The following is a 24,747-nucleotide window of genomic DNA, read 5'->3' as shown; positions in this document are numbered from 1 at the left end:
TTTTAGTCTCGATAAAGGAATAATATTATGAAAACCATTATCACCTACGGCACATTTGATTTATTTCACTTTGGTCACGTTAGACTACTTGAGCGCTTAAGTAAGATGTGCGACCAATTGATTGTGGGCGTATCAACTGATGAGTTTAATGCACTTAAAGGCAAAGCAGCTTTTTTTAGTTACGAGCAACGCAGTGAAATTATTAATGCCTGTAAATATGTATCTCGAGTAATACCTGAAAATAATTGGCAACAAAAAGCTCAGGATATTGAGCACTATGATGTTGATATATTTGCTATTGGCGATGACTGGAAAGGACAATTTGATCACCTAGCAAGTCAGTGTGAAGTGCTCTACCTAACCAGAACAGAAGACATCTCAACCACTGAAATTAAAAACAATTTAAGCACCACTATGAGCTAGGAATCATTGAGACTAGAAATATAATTGTGATTATCAAATATTCATCTTGGCTCAGCAAAAATAAATGCTATCTTTGTATTTAAAGGATTTTTATAGTCACGGAGAGATTATATGAGCCAATTCATTGTTAATTGTATTAGATATATCGTGACGCAATCTTTGTACTTTATTGGCGGTTTTTGTCCTCGCTCCCGCAAAGCTGTGATGGGATGCTATAAGAATAAATTTGCAGATAACAGTAAGTATTTATTCTTACATTGGCAGCAAGCATTAACCATAAGGGCTATTTGGATTAGTGGCGATAAAGTACTGGTAAACCAACTAGTTGAGCAAGGATATGAAGCGTATACAAGATGGAGTTTTAAAGGCATTTATCATGCTTTAACGGCTAAATATTATGTGTACAACAGCTATATTGGCGATATTAATCAATATTTCGCCAGGGGAGCAATAAAAATAAATCTGTGGCATGGCTCACCATTAAAAAGAATTGAATTTGATATCAATAATGGCCCACTTTTCAAGGTTTATCATCCACAAACACTGCACGATAAATTCATTTCAGCAGCGCAGTACCATCAACAAAAAGTTCGGCCTGATCATATGATTGCACCGAGTGATTTGGTTGCACGCTTATTTGCTGGTGCCTTTAGAATTAGCGAGCAACAAATGATATTAACAGGCAACCCTCGCACTGATTACTATCAAGCTTACAATAAAAGTAACAATCAAGGTAACAATCAAGGTAAGAATCAAATTCAAAAGAGTCAGCAAAATATACCGTTACCCGATCAGCAATCATTAATCGACGAATTGAAACTCATCAATAACGTCAAACAAGTGATACTCTACGCGCCCTCATGGCGAGATAGTTCAGCATTAACAACAGACTCATCAAACAAAGCAGCAAGCGCCAACCCTTACGTTAACGCTATCGACTTTACTGCATTGTCAGCCTCTTTAGTCGACAACAATCAATTACTGCTATTCAGGCTACACCCGAATGAAGCTCATCTGGCTAACGATATTCAACATTTTCCCAATATCATCAATATTTCTGATTGGCAGGATACTTATGAAATCATCAATGATGTTGATCTGTTAATCACTGACTACTCTTCTTTATATATTGATATGTTGCAAACCAAAGCGGATATTGTCTTTTTCCAGTTTGATCAACAAGCCTATCAGTCCGATAGCCGACAATGTTACCCGTACGCAGATGATTTACCCATGGCAGGAGAAGTGTTCACAGAGTTTGCGCAGCTGAACCTTTACTTGAGTAATTTAAGCCAAAACACCAATATTAGTTCATTAACAAACAAAAAAAATAGAACTGAATTAGCTCAGCTCTATTGGCAATATCAACACAATGATTGCTTCAAACAATTGGATAAACTCGTCAGCGCATAAGCTCACAGCGTTACAATTATTATAACTTTTGATTATTTTTAAACTCATTTGTGGACAGAAATGAGTTTGCAATTAGCCTTGGCTCATGTGCCATTTGATTGAAAAATAATTAAGTTTACTCTGACCCCACTTGTTTTGACTTTCATCCTCACATCCATTTCATTATCCCTGCGGGTAGCTTCGATAAAGCGAAAAAACAGTGGAAAAAACACAAGGGTAAATACCTGTTTAACGCCTTTAACCTGGCCAAAGTGTGGCGAGCAAGATTGCTAACGCAACTAACCGATAAGCTCAACATCAAGATACCAACCTCAATCCCCAAAAAGTGGGTGGTTGACTGTCAACACGTTGGCAAAGGGCTGCCTGCACTAAAGTACCTGTCGCGATACCTTTATCGCGGCGTAGTACCCGATAAAAATATCGTCAGCAATATCGATGGCCAAGTGAGCTTCGAGTATCAAAATAACCAAACCCAAGCCACTGAAATACGTACTTTACCCACTGTCGAATTTCTATGGTTGGTACTGCAACATGTGCTGCCGAAAGGCTTACGGCGAGTGAGAGATTATGGATTACTCAGAGGAAGTGCTGCCAGGCTACGGCAAAGAATACGCTTGATGTTAGCCGTTGCTGGTACCGTGTTTACGCCGCTCGAAAACACCACTAAAACTCAAGCCATACGACCTTGCCCTTGTTGCCGACAACCGATGATATTTATGGGGGTGCATGAACGACTGACAAGCTTTCTTAGACGAAAACCAACGACACCTAACGCCACTGTTTAAGCCGAGGAATTAGAAAGTTAACACTTAAGATGCAGAACAATAAAAGTATCAGGAGGTGCTAAGGTATTGATATTTTGAGGTAACGAAATTAGCTGGCGATGCTAAGGGATCGATGCGGCTAGTGAAAAATGTAACTGCTCTGCACACATCGAAAAAGCGTAAGTTCTTACGCCGATATTTACACTATAAAGGTATCACTCGGGCTTGTTCAACACTTGGGATAAGGACGCGGCTACGCGCGGCCTATCCTTATCTGTTAGGCAAATAGGCTACCGAGCATTAATAATGCCATGAAAGTTACAAGTTTTGTAAAAGCTACAACCCAGAAGCAATCGATTAAATTAGCGTTAGTCACTTTCATTAATAAGTAAATAAATAAACAAAGACTTAAAACCCAACCAATAGTTGGGATTAAAGCGACAACAGAAACAAGAGATACTATTACCAATAAAGCTTTAAGATCTGCTTTAACAAAAGATAGTTTTGTTGCCACATACATACACAATGAAGTAATTATTACATCGATACAAAATATTATCGAAGAAGTGCCCAAACTCGTTATTCCTCGATTTGCCTAACGCCCAATTAACGGGCTAAAAATTGTGGGCTAAAATGGAGCGAAGCGAACTGCCCACTGTTTTTAGTCCTGTTGAATTGCTTGTTATAAGCCATTTACTCATGACCTACAATACGTAAACCACGTTTAGTTTTTAGAATTTTAAAATGACCAATTGAGTTAAGAATATCTTCAATTTGTTGAATATTTTGCTCGAAGTTTAAAAATGGCACTTTTGGCTGGATTGGATCTTTAGCAATGATTGGTATCTCCAACCATTCAATTCTTCGATAGGCAAAAGGCCCAACAATTAGCCCCGTATCACCAACAAATTTATCCATAAGTGCATCTGATTTGATAAATCTATCTTGAAATTCAGAATCTAAATCTACAAATTTCCAATAAGCTACTCTAACCTCTACAGAATCTAAGGCCGTAAATAACTTGCGCCATTTTGCATTAGACATATGAGACACTTCAAATTTTAGTTTAATTAATTTTTTGAGTTCTTCTTCGATTCTAGCGGGCAATGCAAATATCCTGATGGCTTATAACGCCCCAATAAGGGGCTAAAAATTGTTTGCTAAAATGTGTAGCGAAGCGAAACCGAGCAAACTGTTTTTAGTCCCGCTTAATTTTCTTGTTATGTGTAATTTACTCTAAAGCCTCAGCAATCATTTGAATATGCCACTCTTTTGTATTTTGCCACATTTCATCAGTTAAGCCATTATGTGACCAAAAGACTACTTGCCCTGACTTATTCAGGCAGTAGTAATCAGAGTTGTCTTCACAAATTGGAAGCAATTCATCGGGAAGTTCATAGAATTTTTTAGCATCTGCAATTGCGGAATAGATATCAAGGTGACTTTGAGCGTTATTGATTTCTAGAGCTTCCATTGGAGCATTTCCAAGATCATAACCAGATTTGATAAAGTCGATATAATCGTTTGGAAACGTAAAACCTAATTTCTGTTGAGCCTCAGAAATTTCAATATCGCTTGGTGGTTTAAACTCAAAACTTTCCATTTACACCGAATCCTTGATTACACATAACGATCATAGTTCATGAGCCGTAGGTCTCATGTAACGGGTTGTTCTTTACTTCGGAGAGAGGAGGTTATCGCTACTCAATCCGTGAGTTCATATTCCATGCCCTTGGGGCTTAATTGAAGCCCCCCTGCGGCGTGAGGGAAGCATCGCTTCTTTACTTGAAGTCAATTGCAGGTCTCTTTAAAAGCTACGCTTTACGAGCCTTAGCAAGTGCCTTCAAGCTACCATAAAATAGGCGTTTCTTCCATCACGTTTGGTTCTATCTACTCCCTCGGCTAGACTAAAATATCACTTCTTTTTACTAAAAAATCGTCTACCGCAGGTCAAGAACAGCTTATTAGCGAGAATTCCGATAAACACCCCTAGGCTACTTACCAACACTCAATCACTTTTCAGCTTAATTTATTAATAATTTTAATAACTTAACAGCCATCAAAATTTAAATCAATCGACTAAATAGTGGATAAAACCGAGAATAGAGATAACCGAGAATTACCTTGGGTCGTTATGTAAATTTTTCAATAATAAAATGTATATTTTTCAACAATATAAATTTTTTCGGTTGGTAAATCCGAGAACTTTTGGCTTTTACATAACGAGAAGCAAATGCTGTCAATTGCTGCATTTTAATTATAACTGTATATACACACAGCTATAATTAAAAGGCTAACAAACTTTGGGACAAAAGCGTTTTAAGGTTACCAATTCTATACTTCATTTATATTGGCTCAGTTACAGCAGACCATTACTTCTATCTAATCCATTGCCTGCCGCTGGGATGTACAGGATGAACGGAATGTCGCGATCACATGGTCAATGATTTTCCCTACATCATAATGACATTTCCCATATCCCTATGGGTCAGATGTGAAAGAGCGACCTTATGTGCAGATACAACTGCGAGACGCTGCATTCTTTATATAAATCAAAAGGTCCATGTAAGCTCTGCCAAAACATCCATATTTTGGTCATATTTGTTCCCGACAAAAAATGACATTCCCGCCATCCTTGGCAGTCAAAAGCTCGCTGCTGCATCTACACTGGGATTATTGTCTCTTCGATTTGACTGTATTCGTGACAATTTAAAGAGCTAAAAAGATCTAGTTCTAATTAGCTAGAAGATTAAATTTGAATTGAGGACGCAGAGAAAATAGCGTGAGCCTGACAGGACGTCAGGCTAGCTTTCGTCGGGCCATGGAAGGCCCATCGGAAGCGTTAGCATTTTCGAATAAGGTCGAAGTTATCAACAAACGAAGTTGAAAGCTGGATTAATCCCCGTTGAAAATATGCGCTTTACAGCATTTTTCGATAGGGGCGGCAGGGTGATCCAAGAGGGTATTGCTGTTGATACCCTCTTGGTCGGGTGTGGGTGGAAAATCCACGACTTTGATTCAGATTTAAATTTAGATTTAGATTTAGATTTAGATTTAGATTTAGATTTAAGTTTAGATTCTATTCAAATATATAAATCATTAGCTAACGAAAGCTGCTAAAAAATCTTGGGGCATAAACGACTTGCCCCTACCCCGTTTCGACCAGCATAAAGTGCCAGAAACTATCAATAATCGCCATAGTGAATACACAGTCACAGTGAAACTAGCCGTTGTTAACTAACGCAATAATGACAATAAATCGTCCGCATTACCTTGCCATTGACTCTTGGCACTACCCGCTAAAATACTGTCAGCTAAGCTTTGTTTATGCTGCTGCATTTCTTGAATTTTCTCTTCAACTGTTCCTTGGGCAATCAACTTATAAACAAACACAGGATTTAGCTGCCCTATGCGGTGCGCTCTATCAGTTGCTTGCTTTTCAGCTGCTGGGTTCCACCAAGGATCAAAGTGGATCACAGTATCTGCAGCGGTTAAGTTAAGCCCTGTTCCGCCAGCTTTTAAACTGATCAAAAATACGGGTACTTCACCTTCTTGGAATGCATCAATTTCAACCTGACGATTACGGGTTTGCCCAGTGAGCTTACTGTAACTAATCCCCATATTGATAAATTCTTGCTCGATAAGCGCAAGCATCCCAGTAAACTGACTGAATATGAGTATCTTACGCCCCTCTTCCACCATTTCAGGCACGTTTTCAGTTAGCCAAGTTAGTTTGGCATTATTCTCAACATGTTGAGCTTGTTCGAGTTTCACTAAGCGTGGATCACAACATGCTTGGCGTAGCTTAAGTAATGCATCTAAAAATTCAATATGACTACTTGAAACACCTTGTTTAGCAAACAGTTCACGCAGCTTTTTCTCCATCACTAAACGGATACTTTCATATAAATTACGTTGGTCTTTTTCAAGCTCAAGCGTTTGCACGATAATGGTTTTTTCAGGCAGTTCCGACATCACTTCAATCTTAGTACGGCGTAATAAGAAAGGCGCAATACGGTTAAGCAAAATCGCCGATTTTTCAGTGTCAGCTTGCTTTTCAATCGGTCCTCTAAACTCTTTGTTAAAGTAGGCGTGCTGACCTAAAAGCCCGGGTAAACAAAAGTCCATTAACGACTTTAATTCACCTAAATGGTTTTCAAGCGGCGTACCCGAAAGGCATAATCTGAATTGGCCTTTAAAGGTTTTCAGCGCTTGAGTCACTTTTGCTTGGGCATTTTTGATTTGCTGCGCTTCATCTAAAATGATGTGCTCAAAGCTGTATTCACTGTAAACCATTTCATCGCGCAAAATTAATGGATATGTGGTCACAATGACATCAAAATCTTCAATTTTATCTAACAGTGCTTGGCGTTTGTTGCCATGTACCACCAGCACTTTTAAATCTGGGGTAAATTTCTGTGCTTCTTTATACCAATTACCGACAAGGCTGGTAGGACAAACAATCAGGCTGGGTCTGGTTTTCCCAGAGGTCGTTCTTGCTGGAGTATTTAAGCTGGTACTCGCTGCAAATGCTTTCATCTGTTTTGCTTTTAACAAAAATGCTAGTGTTTGAAGCGTCTTACCTAAGCCCATATCATCGGCAAGGATCCCGCCTAATTGGTACTCTTTCAGGAAACAAAGCCAATCATAGCCTTGTTTTTGATAATCACGTAACGTGGCATTTAAGCCTGTTGGTAACTCAACAGCTTGAATACCTTTAAACTCTGACAATTTAGTCGCAAGGTGCCTGACGCGCTCACCGTTTAATAAACGGATATCACTTTCGGATAACTCATTGAGTAAGTCAGCTCGGTTACGTGGTACTTCCAGTAAATCGCCGCCGCCTCGTTGAAACAGTTCTTGGATTACCGAAATCAAAGGTTTAATGGTTTTGGCTTTTATCTTCACAAATCGGCCATTTGGCCCTGGTAGGATAAGTTCTTGCTCATCATCAGGCTCGCCATTTTGCTGTAGCCAACGAGCAACTAAACTCAATAAAGGCACGCTTTGGCCTTCGATATCCGCATTCAGTGATAATGAGAACCAACCACTGTCTTCATCGTCATCTAAATCGACTTCGATGTCTGCATCAATAATGTTGAGATCAAACTCAGGAGCAAACTCAACTTCATAACCTAAGTCTTCAAGGGTCATAATCCCAAACGTGGTTAATTGCGCCCATTCGTTTACCATTTCAGGCATCAAACCTAGACTATAAAAACAGGCTGAATGATTGGTATAAGTTAATAAACTATTATCAATGGCCTGTAACTGCAGGCTTTGTAAACATGCTATTGCTTGTGCTTCACCTTCTAGTTCTCGATGAATTTGATATTGCACCTTACCTTGTTTAATTAAGCTGATTTTCTCACGACTCACTTTACCTGCAATCGCAATATCACCATAAGCAAACTCAAGTTGTAATACTGGTTGAAGCACCGCGCTGTCATTGAGCTGCACCATGGTAAAGGTTAATTTTACCTTTAATGGATCTTCAATCTCATGAAACTCTATCTCACTGGGAACAGGCACACTTTTAGGCGAGAAATGACGTAGCATTTTGTCGCTGATCGAGTCGACCTTATCCAGCGGCACTGGCGGCATTTGTTGTAATAGCTTGAGCTTTTCAACAGTTAAATCCGTTGCAACTGCGCCAATTTTTAAATAGTCCAAATCAACGAACATCGGCGGACAAGTGGCAATAAATTCCCAGTTGTCTAATTCAGGCATGCTCATACTAATTTGCGTATGACGTGCATCAGTTTCTTGCCAAACAAAATCGGGAGCTACGGGATGTGTTATTGCTAATGGTGTGCGGCTCTCTTCCCAAAAACATGTGCCTAATTCCAGCATTTTGTTCAATGCTAATGCACAAATTTCACCTTCTAGATAAATCTTTGAGGCACTTTTTGAAGAAGATAATAACAAGCTGATTATCTGGCTATCTTCAGGGTTAATCCACCAAGGAAGATGATACTTAACATCGTTTAAGGCGACTTTACTGCCTTTGTTGTATTGGCCTTTCTTATTCAATTTGCTGCGCTTGAAGTCAACAAAAATGCCATGATGATCGCTAGATAAAGAGAAGATGATACGATCTTTTTCTTCATCCTCTTCTTCGACTGGATTAATAAGATCTTGTTTTTCTAACTGCATTAACCACTGACTTAAGCGTTGCTCTTCAACGGGCTTTTTGTCAATTAGGGCTAAGAGTGCTGCTGCAACATGTTTACAGTTGCTTGCAACAGGACAAGAGCAGTGAGATTTCATCACAATTTTATGGTTCACGTTAACCAAGGTTATATCTTGTCGATAAGGCTCGATCGCAGAGCCCACCACGTAAGATTCAATATTATGATTCTCTTGGCTTGCATGTACTTCAAGTACACGCCCTTCAATTAGATAGTTCTGTGCTTTTTGAAGTTGAGCAGAAGAAAATAACTTAGCAATAAGGTCTAAGCTAATTTTAATTGGAAGATTAAATAATTTGGCCGACATGCACTATTCCATACAAGCTGTAGCAAGAAAAATTGGCTACACAACAACGAACGTAACCATCCATTGTATGGAAGAAGATGGCAAAATTCTACTGTATTCGGCCATCTTCAAAAAAAACCATCACCCTTGTAATAAATACTCTTCAGCAGTTTCTATTGCACGGGGTTTTCCCACTAACATAATGATGTCTTTACGTTGAAATACCCAATCCTCAGGCGGAGGACTAATTTCCTCTCCTTTTCGCCTTACAGCGCGTATTTCAACCCCTAACTCAGACCATGGAATAGCCGTCAACGTCTTACCTACCGCGTTAGAACCTGTATCTAAAGACACCGCATGCAATAACTCAAGGGTAAAGTCGGTTTCTGCCCCTGTAAAAAAGCCGTGCAGATATTGATAATGATTGCGTCGTTCTGATTCAAGACGCTTAATAATTCGCGGCAAAGGTACACCACATTTATAAAGTACCTGTGACACAAGCATCAAACTGCCTTCTAGTTTTTCGGGGATAACTTGTGTTGCGCCCATTTCCTTTAAGCTATCAAGCTCCGCATCATCTGTGGTTCGGACAAGAATTTTAGTCTCTGTGGCAAGCTTTCTCGACAATGCTAAACAATCTTCAACTTGCCTTGATTCGCCAAAGGTAATCACCACCATGCTGGCGCGGCGAATACCAATTTGTTTTAGCAGACCCATTTTACAAGCATCACCGAAGAATACGGGCTCACCAGCAAGTTTGGCTTCGGACACACGTTTAGGATCTAAATCTAACACCACAAAAGGCACAGCCTCTGTTTTTAAAAAGCGGGCAATGGTCTGGCCCACACGGCCATAACCTAAGATCAATACCAAATCGCCGTCTTCTGGTGGTGGTAATTGAAACTCATCTTCTATTGTCGATTTTTTTGATGTCTTACCTTCAATCTTTTGCGCAATGATAAGACTATTTCGAACAAGCCATGGCGCTATCGACATTGAAAGCACCGCAACCATGACAAATATCGTGCTCATCTGAGTTTCAAGCAGTTCATAATTAACCGCTAGCGCCAGCACGACAAAACTAAATTCGCCTACTTGTGCAAGGCTGATAGCCGTACTTAACGCTACTTTAAATTGCTCACCACCCAGTTTAAGGATCCCAAACACCACTATGGTTTTAGTTAATAACACCGCAATTAGGATCAATAATATTTGCCACCAAAATTCAGCGACAATTGAGAAATCAAGCAGCATACCAATGGAAATAAAGAACAGACCCATTAACAAGTCACGAAACGGTCTTATATCGGCTTCGAGTTGACGGCGATATTGGCTTTCACCTAATAGCATGCCAGCAATAAATGCCCCAAGCGCCATTGATAACCCAAGCCACTGAGTAAACGCACCCGTCACTAATACAACAACCAAGGTTGAAAGAACAAAAAGCTCGTTTGAGCGAGAGCGTGCAACTTCATCAAATATGCGCGGTAGGATCCACTTACCAAAAGACATTAAACCAATAAACGCTAAGATCCCTGTCAGCATTCCCCATGCAATTTCAAGAAAGCCTATCGGCTCGCCGTTGGTTGATAATAGCGGTAATACAATCAATAAAGGCACGACGGCAATGTCTTGAAACAACAGCACACTGACCGATAGCTCGCCATGCCGTCTTCGCATCCAGCCTTGCTCATTGACTAGCTTAAGGACAATTGCAGTTGAAGAGAGTGCCACTGCAGAACCAATCACCACAGCTGAAATCATGTTTTGCCCAAATAGCAAAGCCACTAACCCTGCAATGAGTGCAGTAAAAGTCACTTGCGCACTACCTAAACCGAATACTGTGCGCCGCATTGACCAAAGTTTAGGTACCGAAAACTCAAGCCCTAAACTGAACATCAGTAATACCACTCCAAGCTCAGCCACAGAGTGCATTTGTTGTTGAGTAAACCAATGAAAACCACTAGGGCCGCTCACAACACCTGTCAGTAAATAAGCAAGAATAGGCGGCAACCCAAATCGTCGAAGTATTGAAATTGCCACAATAGCAATCACCAACATTGAGAGAATATGGATAAAAATGCTGTGCTCCATAAATACGTGTTCTCCGAGTCAAAAAATCAACGATTAAAGAAACAGTCTATTAACAAAGTAATTCATTAACAATAACTATATGAAAATAAGGTATAAAAAATAGTAGGCGCACTTTTTGCATTAGTTACACAAGTTAATAACAAACGGTTCACCACTTTTTGCAGGAAGCAATCATTGAATGAGGTACTAACAATGGATTACGCAATTGCTTCACAGCCATATCCAGAACAAAACTGGGGTAAATCAGCGTCTTATACAAAATATAACAGCGCTAACTCAGAACGTAATTTGATGAATATCCTGCAGCAAATGCATTCGAGTTTAGACCCTAGAACAGTGTTTGCCAGCTACGGCAAAACGCTCGGCCAACTATTGCCGATCCAGGGGTTGCAACTTAATCAACAGCTCAAACTTAACTGGGGACGCTGTCATGGTTTAAACCAACAACGTGTTATCAGTGGGTTTGGTGAGCCATACAGCATTAAATATTATCTAACAGCGCCGTTAACACCGAGCCAAACACTGCAATTAAACGAACTTGAATCTTTGTTTTCTCAGCCATTTTTTAATGCGATTAAATTTGATCAAATGTCTAATAAAGCCATGTTTGATGCGTTGACCGGTTTAGGCAATCGTTACTACTATCGCCAAACCATTAAAAATGCATTGGCGAGAGCTAATCGTAACCAAGGTGATATTGCTTTGTTAGTTTTAGACTTAGACAATTTTAAAAGTCTAAATGATAAACATGGTCACAAGTTAGGTGACACTGTATTGTCTGAATTTGCGGAATTAATCAATGAAGCCATTCGCAATACCGACCAAGCGTTCCGTATTGGTGGTGATGAATTTATTATTATAGCCCAAGGAAATGAACTCGAAATGACACCTTTGTGTCAACGCATTATTGCAGCAATGGCTGAGCACCCATTAATGCATGCTTTTAATGTTCAGTGCAGCATCGGTGTGACGGATTCGACCGTTTCAAATGTGCAAGATAAGTTATATGAAGCCGCTGATAAAGCGCTATATAGTGCGAAAGCTGCAGGAAGAAATTGCTTTAAAATGAGCAACAAAAACCTTTAACTGGATATGCGAATTAGTATATCCAGTAGTTAAGAGGTTTTATTAAACTAAGTGCATTGGCTTTATCGTTGAGATATTAAGACGTAAAAACAAATCCCAATGTTTGCTGCTTGGCTAAATAACGCTTATCGACCCAAAGTCCCACTGCAGCAACAAGATTATCGTTATAGAAAACCAGTGGAATTTGACTTCTGATCCAAGGCGGCACGGCAAGTTCTTGCCATATTTTTTTAAGCTCACGTCCTTTATCTCTAAAATGAGGCTGACAACGTGTACTGCCTTTAGCGCCGAATACCACACTCACTTGTTCAACATTAGGCAGCCTTAACCGCACTCCATCTGTTACAACATTCACCTTCAAACGATTAATGCCAGCTTCAGTGCTTATTAGCTCAGAGCTCGGTAACTCAGAGCTCTGTAACTCAAAAAGATCACCCGAAATAAGCTCTGACTGAGGCTTAGTAACAAAATTGACCAGTTTATCTGTAATCAGCTTCTGATCTTTCGCCAATTCAGCCAGCTTAATTGCAGGAACAATATAAGCTTTACCTGCAAAACGCTTTATTGAATAGTCGCCACAATGCACATCGACTTTGGCATCATCAGCGGCATATAGCACTTGTTCTAGTACTTGCTCCAGCTGAGACTGGGATGGCAAATTAAACCCTTGAGATTGAATGTAGCCCCGAAGTAATAAGCTTTGCCATTGAGTCGATTGCTCTCGCAACTCTAGTAATTTAAAAGCGGAATAGTGACCAGCGCCTGAATCATCAATAAATGCCGGTAAGCGATTATTCACTTCTTGCTCGATAACTTGTTGCTGTTGAGCACACAAGTTAGCACTTCTTGAAGCGGTGACTGCTATGCTTGGCCAACGTTGTTTCAAACGTGGAATAATATCTTGGCGTAAGAAGTTTCGATCAAATTGCTCGTCTTGATTACTTTCATCTTCAATGTGTTTAAGCTCCACAGATGCAGCAAATGATTCAATTTGCCCTTTTGAGACATCCAGCAATGGCCTAACAATCCAGCTGTGTTGATTAAAAGGCTGAATGACCCCCATAGCTGCTAAACCTTTAGGCCCTTGCCCACGTTTTAACGCTAATAACAGTGTTTCAAGTTGGTCGTCTTGATGATGAGCTGTAAGTAATATATCGGAAGGATTAAGATACTTTTTAAACACGTTGTAACGTGCTTCTCTCGCTATTGCCTCTAAACTTTTACGCGGCGCTTTAGTTAAATTAACCCGTTCAATTTGAATAGGTAATTGATACTTGGTAGCTTGAGAAATACAGTGTTCAATCCAAGTATCTGCATTAGCACTTAAGCCATGATGTACATGAACTAATAGACAAGGAATATGAGGGTTTTTCTGCGCAAACAAACTTAACCCATACGCTAAGCATTCCGAATCAACACCGCCACTGTAAGCTAATACTAACTTCGCTGATTGATTGCCCGAAGCTTCGGCAGTCACAGGCTCAGTTGCTATAGCCTGTGTTTGCATTAAAGGTAAGGTATAACGCTCAAGAGCCTGACAAATATCATTCACTGTCATCTTAGTTCATTCCATAAGTAGCAGGCTCAAAGACACGGTTCATTAAGCAATAATCATCATTGAACATATTAATCAATTAAAAAACAATTTTCACATTATTAGAGCCGACTAAGCTTTCAATGGCTAACATCAGTTCATCAGTTGGATTCACCCGCCATTCATCACCTAGGGTTAACTGCCCCGCCGCTTCTTGCTGCTGATAATGAATAATCACCGGTACACTGCCATTTTTCCATGGTGATAATGCCTGTTCGAACTGCTCAAGCCAAGCTTGATTGATGTCATCAGCGGTAATATTAATTTCTACCGCATTAGCAAAATGACTGCGAGCCTCGCCTATTTCGATGATATTTCGGGCGGTCATACGATTACCGCCAGCAAAATCATCAAAGCTAACTTCACCCTCACAAATCAAAATCTTATCTTTTTCTAAAAGGTGGTTAAATTTTTCAAATGCTTCAGTAAATAGCATGACCTCTAAACGCGCACTTTTATCATCTAAGGTGACTAAGCCCATTTTAGAACCACGTTTAGTAATCATCACTCGGGTAGCAATCACTAACCCTGCCGCTTTCATGGTTTTGCCGCGATCAGTTGGGTGAACATCTTTTAAACGACCTGAAGTGTATTGCTTTAACTCTTTTAAATACTGGTTGATTGGATGACCAGTTAGATATAATCCTAACGTATCTCGCTCACCTTCTAACCATATCTTGTCAGGCCAAGTTGCACATTGCACAAAGTTTTGTTTGTTGTCTTCAGGCTCTGAATTTAATAAGCCAAACATATCATTTTGGCCAATGGCTTCAGCTTTAGCATGTTGTGCTGCGGCTAAAATCGCTTCTGGCAAGGTGGCCATCATCGAGGCACGATGTGGGCCTAAGTTATCTAATGCGCCGGCGCAAATAAGCTTTTCAATCACACGCTTATTCAGCTTTTTAAGATCAATACGTGCACAGAAATCAAATAAATCGGTAAAAGGTCCATCTTTACGCGCGTTGAGAATGGACTCTACTGGGCCATCACCTACACCTTTAATCGCACCAATACCATAAACAATATTAAGGTCATCATCGACGGTAAACTTAAACAGGCCTTTATTCACATCAGGTGGAATAAGCGGTAGCCCCATTCGTTCACATTCATCGACTAAGATAACAATTTTATCAGTGTTATCCATATCTGCAGACATTACCGCAGCCATAAATTCAGCAGGGTAATGGGTTTTGAGCCATAGGGTTTGATATGACACTAAAGCATAGGCTGCTGAGTGAGATTTGTTAAAACCGTAACCTGCGAATTTTTCAACCAAATCGAAAATTTTCATCGATAAGGGGCCGTCTACACCGTTGTTGATCGCCCCTTCTTCGAAGGTGCCACGCTGTTTAGCCATTTCTTCTGGTTTTTTCTTACCCATTGCACGACGAAGCATATCTGCTCCACCAAGGGTGTAACCAGCAAGTACCTGTGCAATTTGCATTACTTGTTCTTGATACAAAATAATGCCGTAGGTCGGTTCTAACAGCTCTTTTAATGACTCATGCTGGTATTCAGCATCAGGGTATGACACCTCTTCACGGCCATGCTTACGTTCAATAAAGTTATCTACCATGCCCGATTGCAGTGGGCCTGGACGGAAAAGTGCAACCAGTGCAATCATGTCTTCAAAACAATCGGGCTGAAGACGTTTAATCAAATCTTTCATTCCGCGTGATTCTAACTGGAATACCGCGGTAGTTTCGTAGCGTTGCAATAATCTGAATGATTTAGGATCGGTTAAGCTAATAGATTCAATTCTTACCGGATCTTGTCCCACTTTTTCTAGGCGTGGATTAATCATTTGCAGTGCCCAGTCAATAATCGTTAGGGTTCTTAATCCCAAGAAATCGAATTTAACTAGACCCGCGGTTTCTACATCATTCTTATCAAACTGAGTGACTGGGTTTAAACCTTCAGCATCGCAATATAGTGGTGAAAAGTCTGTGATGACGGTTGGCGAGATAACAACACCACCGGCATGTTTACCCGCATTACGTGTCACGCCCTCTAAACGGCGACACATATCAATTAGTTCGCGTACATCTTCATCTGCGCTATAAGCTTCAGGAAGCGATGGCTCTACCTCAAATGCTTTTGTCAGTGTCATCCCTGGTTCTGCCGGGATCATTTTCGTGAGGCGCTCAACAAAACCATATGGATGACCGAGCGCACGACCAACATCTCGTACAACTGCTTTTGCAGCCATGGTGCCGAAGGTAATAATCTGCGATACAGCGTCACGTCCATATAGTTCGGCTACGTGATCAATGACTTCATCACGACGATCCATACAGAAATCGACGTCGAAATCGGGCATTGAGACACGTTCAGGGTTTAAGAAACGCTCGAACAGTAAATCATATTCTAGTGGATCTAGGTCGGTAATTTTAAGCGCATAAGCCACCAGTGAACCCGCACCAGAACCACGGCCAGGTCCAACGGGGATATCATTATCTTTACCCCATTGAATGAACTCCATTACGATCAAGAAGTAACCAGGGAATCCCATCTGGTTAATTACTTTCAATTCAATATCAAGGCGTTCATCGTACTCTGGACGTTTTTCTATTCGCTCTTGTTCATCTGGAAACAAAAACTCGAGTCGTTCCTCTAATCCCTTCTCTGAAATATCAACGAGGAAATCCTCAATAGATAAGTCACCTGTTGGAAAGTTAGGTAAGAAATACTCATTTAGACGAATCGTCACGTTACAACGTTTAGCTATTTCCACAGTATTGGCAATTGCCGACGGGATATCAGCAAATAGTTCGCACATTTCTTCTTCTGTGCGCAAATATTGTTGTTCACTGTATTTTTTAGGGCGGCGAGGATCAGCTAAGGTGAAGCCGTCATGAATGGCGACCCTAATTTCATGGGACTCAAAATCATCGGCCTTCAAAAACACAACTTGATTGGTTGCGACGACTGGCAAATCATTTTCTGAGGCGAGTTTAACCGCCATATGTAAATAGCGTTCTTCGTCGGGACGCCCTGTTCGAATGAGCTCTAGAAAATATCGATTTTCGAAATGAGTTTTATAAAACTCGACTAACTCAGTCACTTGAGTTGTATTATCTTTTAATAGCGCCTTACCGACATCGCCCTCTTTTGCCCCTGAAATTAATAAAATACCTTTATTAAATTTCACCAACCACTCTTGGTCAATTACAACGCGACCATTAATCTGACCACGTAAGTAGGCTTCACTGATCAACTGAGTCAAACTCTGATAGCCATCATTATCTAAGGCAATGATGGTTAGTGCGCAAAAGTCGTCATCAAAACCTGGCACTTTCATCCAAAAATCGGCACCGACAATCGGTTTGATGCCCGCGCCATGACAACCACCGTAGAATTTAACTAAACCACAAAAATTATTTTGGTCGGTTATGGCTAAAGCCCCCATTCCAAGCTCTGAAGCTTTAGCGAGAATAGGTTTAACTTTTGCCACGCCATCAGACATGGAAAAATCACTGTGAACACGAAGGTGGACGAAACGAGGATCGGACATAGATTATAATATCTTTGAAATGCGTGATTAAAAGGAAAAACCGCTGACCAGATTAGCAAACTAACCCAGTTTATAATAGTGAATTATCAATATTGCGATGTCGAGATTGATTTTTAAATGAGCTGAAAAACATTTACTCTATCCATCTGTATTAATTAGAGTAACAGCTCATCCGACTTATATTAAACGTAGATATTTGATTGAGAATTAACTTTTATTTAAAAGCGCCATCACTGGTTTAAAGCTCTTACGATGCTCATCTAAAATCCCGTGGGCCTCAAGTGCTTCAAAGTGAGCTTTTGTTGGGTAACCTTTATGATTGGCAAATCCATATTGAGGATAACGCGCATCAAGCTCAGTCATTTCTTTGTCTCGAGTTACTTTAGCAATAATTGATGCTGCACTGATAGCTGCAACGAGTCCATCACCTTTGATGATTGCGTGACTTTGAATGCCAAAGTCTGGAGAACGATTACCATCAACCAATACACGCTCTGGAGTAATTGTTAACCCCGCAACTGCACGTTGCATTGCTAACATGGTTGCATGGAGAATATTTATCTCATCAATTTCAGCTGGTGTTGCTCGCCCTATGCTAATCGCTAAGGCTTTATCCATGATTTCGGTAAATAAAATGACGCGGCGTTTCTCAGACAGTTTTTTCGAGTCATTTAATCCAGTAATCGGATTGTTAGGATCTAATATAACTGCAGCGGTAACAACGTCCCCTACTAGTGGGCCACGACCGACTTCATCCACACCAGCAACTACACCACGGCTAATATATTCAACTTGTTCAGGTGTAATGCCTTTTATCACCGCAGGAATTCTACTCATGACACTTTCTCTTGTGATGGGTTATTATTTTGGATAATGGTTCGTTAGTGCTCGTTTATCACTTTAATTACTGCGTCGGCAGCTCGGTCACTCGCATTACAACGAAGTGTTAGGTGCATCTTTTCAAACTCTGCTTTCAAAGGTGCAAAATCGATATTCAATTGTTCAATTACTGCTGCGGCAATATTATGTTCATTACATTCGTCTTGGACAACTTCCGGAATTAAAGCGCGATCGGCTAATAAATTGGGTAGCGAATAATGTTCAAGGCTCATCAGTCTTTTAGCGATACTATATGTCAGCCCATTCACGCGATAAGACATGACTGTCGGACGTTTAACTAGCATAGCTTCTAAAGCTGCAGTACCTGATGCTAATAATATTGCATCTGATGCTGCCATTACTTCACGAGACCGCCCTTCAATCAATTCGATTTCTAAGTCAGGAGCAAACTCTTTAAGCGCGGCAACAAATTGTTCTCTGCGAGCTTGATTAACTAATGGCGTGACAAACTTTATATCTGGATATTTCTGTTTAACGATGACAATCGCCTTGATAAAAGGCTCTGCAAGCTGTTTAAGCTCACTACCACGAGAACCTGGCAATACCGCTAGGTACTCAGCGTGAGGATCTAATCCGAGTAATTTGCGTGCAGCAAGTTTGTCACTTTCCATTGGAATATCATCAGCCAATGTATGACCAACAAAAGTGCAAGGCACTTGGTACTTATCGTAAAATGCTTTTTCAAAAGGCAGTAGCGACAATACCATGTTAGTGGCTTTCGCTATTTTAAAGATTCGTTTTGGACGCCAAGCCCAAACAGATGGACTGACATAATGAACAGTTTTAATACCTTTATTCTTAAGCTTTAGCTCAAGACCGATATTAAAATCAGGTGCATCGATACCAATAAAACAGTCAGGTTTCGCTTGGCATATTTCTTCAATTAGCGTTGCCCTAACCTTGAGTAATCTTGGTAATCGCCCTAGGACTTCAACAATCCCCATCACAGCAAGCTCTTCATAAGAAAAAAAGCTTTCAAAGCCTAATGCTTCCATCTGCGGGCCGCCAATGCCGATAAATCGGGCATCTGGATATTGTTTTTGCAAAGATTTAATTAATCCTGCACCTAAAATATCGCCGGAGATTTCTCCGGCGACCATTGCAAATATACGAGGGGTATTATTTGTCATTATGTATTCTATCGAATGATCCCACGAGATGAGCCATTAATAAAATCAACCATACCTTTAACGTATTCATCAGTTTCAGCATCTTCTGTGATTTCAGCGAGTGCTTCTTCGATGGTTAAGTTTTTACGGTACAGCGACTTATAAGTACGACGGATTGCATGTTGGGTTTCTTTGGTAAAACCACGACGTTTAAGACCTTCAGCATTTAAGCCTCGAGGAATCGCCGGACTACCTGCAGCCATTACAAACGGAGGTACATCCTGGAAAATAGTTGATGAGCCAGCAGTAAAAGCATGCGCACCAATATGCACGAACTGATGAACGCCAGTCATTCCACCCAAAATAGCCCAATCACCAACATGAACATGACCTGCGATAGATGCATTATTTGCCATGATGATGTTGTCACCTAAGACACAGTCATGAGCAATATGCACATAAGCCATCAATAGGTTGTTTGAACCAATACGGGTTTCACTGTTATCTTGAATTGTGCCGCGGTGAATAGTTACGTTTTCACGGATAATATTATTATCACCCATGATTAAGGTCGTTGGCTCACCGGCATATTTTTTATCCTGACACTCTTCACCGATAGAAGAGAACTGGAAAAAGCGGTTACCCTTACCAATGACACTAGGGCCTTTGATAACAACATGAGAACTGACCCAAGTGTCGTCGCCAATTTCAACATCTGCGCCAATATAACTCCATGGGCCAATGGTGACATTATTGCCAATTTTTGCGTCAGGGTGTACGAATGCTAACTTATCAATCACTTGTTGATCTCTCTACGTGCACACATGATTTCGGCAGAACAAGCTAGTTCACCATCTACGAATGCCTGTCCTTCGAATACACCAATCCCTCGGCGCTCTTTAATCATTTTGACATGAAAATGAACTTGGTCACCAGGAGACACAACGCGTTTAAAACGCGCCTTATCGACACCAGCTAGCAAATATAAAACATCTGGTGAAGGCTCAGGGCTCATGGTCTTGAATGCCAATAAACCTGTTGCTTGTGCCATAGCTTCAATAATAAGAACACCAGGCATAACAGGCTTAACTGGGAAGTGACCTTGGAAAAATGGTTCATTAAACGTCACGTTTTTAATCGCATGCAAAGATTCACCCACGGTATAATCTAATACACGGTCAACTAACAAAAATGGATATCTATGAGGAAGATACTGAAGAATTTCTTCAATATCCATTGTATTTAATTGGTTTGACACGCTTAATTCCTCGCAATGGCTCTGTCGAGCCATGACTTCTAATCTTTGATTTTCTTTTCAATCGTTTTAACACGATTGAATAATTCGTCTAAGTGGCGAAAACGAACAGTATTACGACGCCACGTCTTGTTATCCATTGCAATTGTAGCAGATGAATACAGACCTGGTTTACGAATATCACTAGTTACATTGGTACCACCAGATACTTGAGTCCCGTCAACGACATTTAAATGCCCTGAGACACCACAGCCGCCACCGAAAATACAATACTTACCGATTTTTGTGCTACCAGCAATAATTGTGGCACCCGCAATTGCAGTATTGTGGCCAATGATACAGTTATGTGCAATTTGCACTTGGTTGTCGATTATCACACCATCATGAATTTCTGTAGGAGAAAGTGCGCCACAATCAACAGTTGTTCCTGCACCGATCTCGACTTTATCGCCGATTCTCACTCCACCAGTTTGCGGTATCTTAATCCAGGTACCTTTTTCATTAGCGTAACCAAAACCATCAGAACCGATGATAGAACCTGAGTGGAAAATACAATCCTGACCTACAATGACATTATGGTAAAAAGTAACATTCGCTTTTAAGCAAGTCCCAGAACCAATAATAGATTTTTCTCCGACAACAGAGCCTGCACCTATTTGAACATCATTGCCAATAATGACATTTGCGCCCACGACAGCATTGGCAGCAATAGCCACACTATCGCCTAATTGAGCAGAAGGGTCGATTTGAGCTGACGGATGAATGCCAGTAGTCACTTTAGGTGTGGTATCGAGAAGTTGAGCTATCCGGGCAAAGCCGACATAAGGATCTTTCAAAACTAAAGCATTACCTTGGTAATCTTCAGCATCTTTTTCACTCAATAACACCGCACCAGCTTGAGAAGCCTCAAGCTGTGCACGGTACTTACTATTGGCTAAAAAAGAAAGTTGATCTTGAGTCGCATCTTCTAAGGTCGCTACACTGGTTATGACCAATGATTCGTCACCTTTTATTGATGCGCCCAACAGCTGACCAAGCTCTTTTAAAGTCACAGTTTTCATTAGTTGCCTTTACTTAACACTTGAACAACTTTATCGCTGATATCAGCGTCAGGCTTAACGTAAATAACGGCACCACGTTGAAGAACGATATCATATGATTCTTTTTCAGCGATGGTGTCAATAGCCTGTTGAACTTGAACTAACAGCTTGTTTTGCTCTTCACCTTGACGACGACGCATGTCTTCATCTAGTGCTTTGCCTTTAAGTTGGAAGTCTGATTTTAATGACTCCATTTTACGAACAAGATCTGTTTTTTGGCTTTCGCTCATCAACGCACCGTCACGTTGCTGCTTTTCAACCATAGTACGCATTTCTTCTTGCATTTTTTGTACTTCAGCAACTCGATCACCAAATTCAGTTTTTAGTGATTGTGAAATTTGTTCACGTTGAGGTAGTTGCTCAAAGACTTCGCCCATATCAACCACAGCAATTTTTTCAGCATGTGCCATCATAGGTGCACTTAAAAATGCCATTGTTACTAACGCGCGATTTACCATCTTTTTCAAAATAGACTCCTTGTTATGATCAGCAAAACTTGCCGAATATATTTGTTTTAGAATGTTTTGCCAATATTAAACGAAAATATTTCAGTTTCATCATCTTCGTATTCTTTAATCGGCCAAGCCAAGCTAAACACCATAGGTCCCATCGGTGATAACCATTGAACACTCATACCCCAAGAGGCACGGATTCGACTTGGGTCACTATAATCTTCCAATTTATCAAACTCATCGGCTGGAAGATATCTATACGAGTCATAATCAAACTCGGTATCCCATACGTTACCAGCATCAACGAAGAAACTAGTACGTACTGAATTAGAATAAGCCTCATCCAAGAACGGAGTTGGAACAATCATTTCCATACTGGCAGTCGCAATGGCGTTACCACCAATAGAACGACCAGAACTCACTTGAATTTGGTTAGGCTCACCAGGTAAAGAACAGCTGTCACCAGATGGATCCGGTGCACATGGTTCACTACCACGGTAGAGATAGAATGAACGTGGGCCAACAGAGTTAGACTTAAAGCCACGTAATGAACTACTACCACCAGAATAATAGTTTTCCCAGAATGGTAAAATTTGATCGTTCTGGTTGAAGCTACCATAACCATTCGCGTAACCTAATCGAGCTCGTGTCAATAATACAAAGCCGTGATTTCGGGTTAATGGTAAATAGAAGTTAGTATCTAAATCTGTTTTAAAATACTGCAAATCTGAACCAGGAATTGTCGCCTTAGCACTAAAGCGCTGTGACGAACCATCAGTTGGGAACGTACCACGGTTTAACGTACTACGAGACCAGCCGCCATTCATCTCAAAGTTATCAAAACTTAAATCAGCATTAGGATCATCTGACTCACGATATACATTATAAAAACGCAATGCTTGTTCATATGCTGAAATTTCTGAAATCGAGTTATGACGATAACCAATGCCACCATTTAAGCGGTTATATTCATTGATCGGAAAACCTGAGTTTAACGCGATGCCGTATGATTTGTTTTTATAGCGCTCAAGGTTAGCCTCGTTTGCATCAAATTCATTCCAGTAAATACTCCCGCCTAAACTCACGCCATCTTTAGTGAAATATGGGTCAGTATAAGAAAAGTTAACATTTTTAGAGTACTTGTTAGTATTCAAGCTGACACCAGCCTGATTACCAGTACCTAAGAAGTTACTTTGCTGAACACCAAACTGAAGACTCAAACCAGACTCAGTACCGTAACCCACACCAGCATTAAACGAACCTGAAGGTTGCTCTTTGACATTAAATGCAACGTCAACTAAATCATCGCTACCTGGAACTTGTACAGTCTCGGTATCTACTGTTTCAAAGTATCCCAAACGGTTTAAACGCGCTTTTGATTGCTCAACTTGCGCCGAGTTCAACCATGCACCTTCCATTTGGCGCAGTTCACGACGCATGACTTCATCTTTAGTAACCGCGTTACCACTGAAGTTGATTGAGCGAACGTAGACACGCTTACCTGGATTAACATTAATATTTAATGAAACCTCTTTGGTTTCGTCGTTAATTTCTGGGAAAGTTTTAACTTCTGGGTATGCATAACCAAAACGGCCTAAATATTTACTGTACATTTCTTCGGTGAAAGTCACATCACCGCCGTTGTACATATCGCCTTCTTTGATTGGCAAAATAGCCTTCATTAACTTTTCGCGGCCCATTAGTTCGCCGGTTAAGTTAACTTCAGACACTTTATATTTTTCACCTTCATCAACATTGATGGTGATATAAAGTCCCTTTCTATCTGGAGTCATTGCAACTTGAGTCGAACTGACTTCAAATCGAATATAACCCTGATTATGATAATAGGTTTTAACCGTCTCTAAGTCAGCTTGAAGCTTTTGTTTTTGATAACGGCGTTCACCGAATAAATCCCACCAAGCCACATAATCTTTAAGCTCAAGTAATCCGATAATTTCAGAGTCTGAAAATACTGAGTTACCCACCACGTTAATTTGGCGAATTTCAGCCGCTAAGCCTTCAGTGAAGTTGAATTTAAGTTCAACACGGTTACGAGGTAAATTGATAACTTCCGCTTCAACTTTTGCACCGTATTTACCCACACCGTAATAGAAATCCTGTAGGCCTTTTTCAATGCCAGATAACATGGTTCTATCAAGTGACTCACCGATCTTAATTCCCGAGCCATCCAAGCTTTCTTGAAGCTGCTCATCTTTAATATCTTTGTTACCTTCAAAGGTAACTGCACTGATTGTTGCACGTTCTTTTACAGTCACAATCAATACGCCGTCTTCACGGGCAACATTGATCGTTTCAAAGTTAGTGGAGGCGTACAAGCTTTTAATCGCTTGTTGTAATTTTACTTGGTCAACAGTATCGCCCACTTTAACGGGGAGACTTAACAAGGCAGCACCTAGTGCAACTCGTTGTAAACCATCAATCTGGATGTCGGTCACTTCAAATGGTTGGAAAGTCTCAGCCACACCATTGCCTGAAAATGACGCGCCGACTAAAATCATCGAGGCAAAAAGTTTATTCAATCTCATAGAGCACTTCTAATTATTTG

18 protein-coding genes and 1 pseudogene are annotated in these 24,747 nt (G+C 40.5%); 5 read left to right on the top strand and 14 right to left on the bottom strand.

Annotation, left to right across the window (positions count from 1 at the left end; all coding sequences use genetic code 11):
* Nucleotides 1-27 precede the first annotated feature (27 nt).
* From tagD to L2737_RS02695, 3 genes and pseudogenes are all read left to right on the top strand, one after another.
* Nucleotides 28-423: a glycerol-3-phosphate cytidylyltransferase gene (tagD, locus tag L2737_RS02705; protein WP_229372382.1), complete on the top strand. Its 396-nt coding sequence runs from the start codon at nucleotides 28-30 to the stop codon at nucleotides 421-423.
* Between the two features lie 111 nt (nucleotides 424-534).
* Nucleotides 535-1,836, top strand: a complete 1,302-nt coding sequence (locus tag L2737_RS02700) for a CDP-glycerol glycerophosphotransferase family protein (protein ID WP_248954680.1) — start codon at nucleotides 535-537, stop codon at nucleotides 1,834-1,836.
* Nucleotides 1,837-1,973: 137 nt separating this feature from the next.
* Nucleotides 1,974-2,621, top strand: a pseudogene (locus L2737_RS02695) (IS91 family transposase); the annotation flags it as partial.
* Nucleotides 2,622-2,877: 256 nt separating this feature from the next.
* Here L2737_RS02695 and L2737_RS02690 read toward each other — a convergent pair.
* The 3 genes from L2737_RS02690 to L2737_RS02680 all read right to left on the bottom strand — a co-directional run bounded on the left by L2737_RS02690 (nucleotide 2,878) and on the right by L2737_RS02680 (nucleotide 4,203).
* Nucleotides 2,878-3,174 (bottom strand): hypothetical protein, encoded by a 297-nt coding sequence (locus tag L2737_RS02690; RefSeq protein WP_248954679.1) that lies wholly within the window; start codon nucleotides 3,172-3,174, stop codon nucleotides 2,878-2,880.
* Between the two features lie 119 nt (nucleotides 3,175-3,293).
* Entirely contained in the window at nucleotides 3,294-3,707 is a 414-nt protein-coding gene (locus L2737_RS02685) for a DUF6678 family protein (protein ID WP_248954678.1), read from the bottom strand.
* Nucleotides 3,708-3,831: 124 nt separating this feature from the next.
* Entirely contained in the window at nucleotides 3,832-4,203 is a 372-nt protein-coding gene (locus L2737_RS02680; protein WP_248954677.1) for an SMI1/KNR4 family protein, read from the bottom strand.
* Nucleotides 4,204-5,483: 1,280 nt separating this feature from the next.
* Between L2737_RS02680 and L2737_RS02675 the strand changes: the two genes are divergently transcribed.
* The gene (locus L2737_RS02675; RefSeq protein WP_248954676.1) at nucleotides 5,484-5,720 is read left to right on the top strand and encodes a hypothetical protein; all 237 of its coding nucleotides are present in this window, start codon (nucleotides 5,484-5,486) and stop codon (nucleotides 5,718-5,720) included.
* Nucleotides 5,721-5,837: 117 nt separating this feature from the next.
* On the opposite strand, the gene L2737_RS02670 is transcribed toward L2737_RS02675, so the two are convergent.
* The gene (locus L2737_RS02670) at nucleotides 5,838-9,098 is read right to left on the bottom strand and encodes a DEAD/DEAH box helicase (RefSeq protein WP_248954675.1); all 3,261 of its coding nucleotides are present in this window, start codon (nucleotides 9,096-9,098) and stop codon (nucleotides 5,838-5,840) included.
* 120 nt (nucleotides 9,099-9,218) lie between these two features.
* Nucleotides 9,219-11,171: a monovalent cation:proton antiporter family protein gene (locus L2737_RS02665; protein ID WP_248954674.1), complete on the bottom strand. Its 1,953-nt coding sequence runs from the start codon at nucleotides 11,169-11,171 to the stop codon at nucleotides 9,219-9,221.
* Nucleotides 11,172-11,363: 192 nt separating this feature from the next.
* Between L2737_RS02665 and dgcS the strand changes: the two genes are divergently transcribed.
* On the top strand, nucleotides 11,364-12,257 hold the full coding sequence (dgcS, locus tag L2737_RS02660) for a diguanylate cyclase DgcS (RefSeq protein ID WP_102527898.1): 894 nt from the start codon (nucleotides 11,364-11,366) through the stop codon (nucleotides 12,255-12,257).
* A gap of 76 nt (nucleotides 12,258-12,333) precedes the next feature.
* Here dgcS and tilS read toward each other — a convergent pair whose 3' ends face one another.
* The 9 genes from tilS to bamA form a co-directional block, all read right to left on the bottom strand.
* Nucleotides 12,334-13,815 carry a tRNA lysidine(34) synthetase TilS gene (tilS, locus tag L2737_RS02655; RefSeq protein ID WP_248954673.1) on the bottom strand — a complete coding sequence of 494 codons (1,482 nt, stop codon included), beginning with the start codon at nucleotides 13,813-13,815 and terminating at the stop codon, nucleotides 12,334-12,336.
* A gap of 76 nt (nucleotides 13,816-13,891) precedes the next feature.
* Nucleotides 13,892-17,365 carry a DNA polymerase III subunit alpha gene (dnaE, locus tag L2737_RS02650; protein WP_248954672.1) on the bottom strand — a complete coding sequence of 1,158 codons (3,474 nt, stop codon included), beginning with the start codon at nucleotides 17,363-17,365 and terminating at the stop codon, nucleotides 13,892-13,894.
* Nucleotides 17,366-17,572: 207 nt separating this feature from the next.
* Nucleotides 17,573-18,202, bottom strand: a complete 630-nt coding sequence (gene rnhB / locus L2737_RS02645) for a ribonuclease HII (protein WP_248954671.1) — start codon at nucleotides 18,200-18,202, stop codon at nucleotides 17,573-17,575.
* Between the two features lie 44 nt (nucleotides 18,203-18,246).
* Nucleotides 18,247-19,395, bottom strand: coding sequence for a lipid-A-disaccharide synthase (lpxB, locus tag L2737_RS02640; protein WP_248954670.1), 1,149 nt, complete (start codon nucleotides 19,393-19,395; stop codon nucleotides 18,247-18,249).
* 8 nt (nucleotides 19,396-19,403) lie between these two features.
* Nucleotides 19,404-20,174: an acyl-ACP--UDP-N-acetylglucosamine O-acyltransferase gene (gene lpxA, locus L2737_RS02635; RefSeq protein ID WP_229367437.1), complete on the bottom strand. Its 771-nt coding sequence runs from the start codon at nucleotides 20,172-20,174 to the stop codon at nucleotides 19,404-19,406.
* Nucleotides 20,171-20,632, bottom strand: a complete 462-nt coding sequence (gene fabZ / locus L2737_RS02630) for a 3-hydroxyacyl-ACP dehydratase FabZ (RefSeq protein WP_220753863.1) — start codon at nucleotides 20,630-20,632, stop codon at nucleotides 20,171-20,173. The genes lpxA and fabZ overlap by 4 nt, the downstream gene beginning before the upstream one ends.
* A gap of 38 nt (nucleotides 20,633-20,670) precedes the next feature.
* Nucleotides 20,671-21,690 carry a UDP-3-O-(3-hydroxymyristoyl)glucosamine N-acyltransferase gene (lpxD, locus tag L2737_RS02625; RefSeq protein ID WP_248954669.1) on the bottom strand — a complete coding sequence of 340 codons (1,020 nt, stop codon included), beginning with the start codon at nucleotides 21,688-21,690 and terminating at the stop codon, nucleotides 20,671-20,673.
* Nucleotides 21,690-22,187 carry an OmpH/Skp family outer membrane protein gene (locus L2737_RS02620; RefSeq protein WP_102527890.1) on the bottom strand — a complete coding sequence of 166 codons (498 nt, stop codon included), beginning with the start codon at nucleotides 22,185-22,187 and terminating at the stop codon, nucleotides 21,690-21,692. The genes lpxD and L2737_RS02620 overlap by 1 nt, the downstream gene beginning before the upstream one ends.
* A 56-nt stretch (nucleotides 22,188-22,243) precedes the next feature.
* Complete coding sequence (gene bamA / locus L2737_RS02615) at nucleotides 22,244-24,727, bottom strand: outer membrane protein assembly factor BamA (protein WP_248954668.1); 2,484 nt, start codon at nucleotides 24,725-24,727, stop codon at nucleotides 22,244-22,246.
* Nucleotides 24,728-24,747 lie beyond the last annotated feature (20 nt).

This window comes from Shewanella electrodiphila (genome assembly GCF_023283985.1).
Classification (GTDB): Bacteria; Pseudomonadota; Gammaproteobacteria; order Enterobacterales; family Shewanellaceae; genus Shewanella; species Shewanella electrodiphila.
Note: the sequence above shows the minus strand (reverse complement) of the source record. Positions and strands in the feature narration are given on the sequence as shown.

Coding starts and splice junctions, on each gene's coding strand:
- L2737_RS02680 (WP_248954677.1), bottom strand. CDS start 4,203: ATGGAAAGTTTTGAGTTTAAACCACCAAGCGATATTGAAATTTCTGAG.
- tilS (WP_248954673.1), bottom strand. CDS start 13,815: ATGACAGTGAATGATATTTGTCAGGCTCTTGAGCGTTATACCTTACCT.
- L2737_RS02620 (WP_102527890.1), bottom strand. CDS start 22,187: ATGGTAAATCGCGCGTTAGTAACAATGGCATTTTTAAGTGCACCTATG.
- dnaE (WP_248954672.1), bottom strand. CDS start 17,365: ATGTCCGATCCTCGTTTCGTCCACCTTCGTGTTCACAGTGATTTTTCC.
- rnhB (WP_248954671.1), bottom strand. CDS start 18,202: ATGAGTAGAATTCCTGCGGTGATAAAAGGCATTACACCTGAACAAGTT.
- lpxD (WP_248954669.1), bottom strand. CDS start 21,690: ATGAAAACTGTGACTTTAAAAGAGCTTGGTCAGCTGTTGGGCGCATCA.
- dgcS (WP_102527898.1), top strand. CDS start 11,364: ATGGATTACGCAATTGCTTCACAGCCATATCCAGAACAAAACTGGGGT.
- L2737_RS02700 (WP_248954680.1), top strand. CDS start 535: ATGAGCCAATTCATTGTTAATTGTATTAGATATATCGTGACGCAATCT.
- bamA (WP_248954668.1), bottom strand. CDS start 24,727: ATGAGATTGAATAAACTTTTTGCCTCGATGATTTTAGTCGGCGCGTCA.
- L2737_RS02670 (WP_248954675.1), bottom strand. CDS start 9,098: ATGTCGGCCAAATTATTTAATCTTCCAATTAAAATTAGCTTAGACCTT.
- L2737_RS02665 (WP_248954674.1), bottom strand. CDS start 11,171: ATGGAGCACAGCATTTTTATCCATATTCTCTCAATGTTGGTGATTGCT.
- tagD (WP_229372382.1), top strand. CDS start 28: ATGAAAACCATTATCACCTACGGCACATTTGATTTATTTCACTTTGGT.
- lpxB (WP_248954670.1), bottom strand. CDS start 19,395: ATGACAAATAATACCCCTCGTATATTTGCAATGGTCGCCGGAGAAATC.